The 252-nt window shown below is 66.3% G+C and carries 1 protein-coding gene; it reads right to left on the reverse strand.

The window, feature by feature from the left end:
* On the reverse strand, positions 1-252 hold a 252-nt coding region (locus tag ACZ267_RS12970; RefSeq protein WP_463680358.1), incomplete at both ends, for a type II toxin-antitoxin system PemK/MazF family toxin.

A 252-nucleotide genomic window follows, 5' to 3' on the forward strand; every position in this document is an offset into this window, starting at 1 on the left:
CCGTTTGACCAGCCGCACCCGGTCGAGCGTCCGCATCTGATCGACGAGCAGCAGCCCGGATTTGCCCTTGAACGTCACCGCTACCCGGAACGGGGCGGGGCGGCTGCCGCTGGTCAACGGTACCACCGTGGCAGTGCGCAGATGCGTGTTCATTTCGTCGGGTGACACGATCAGACAAGGGCGCGTCTTCTGGATTTCGCTGCCGAGCGTCGGGTCCAGCGCCGCGAGCCAGACCTCGCCGCGCTTCACCAT

The organism is Staphylococcus sp. AC872 (assembly GCF_979255425.1).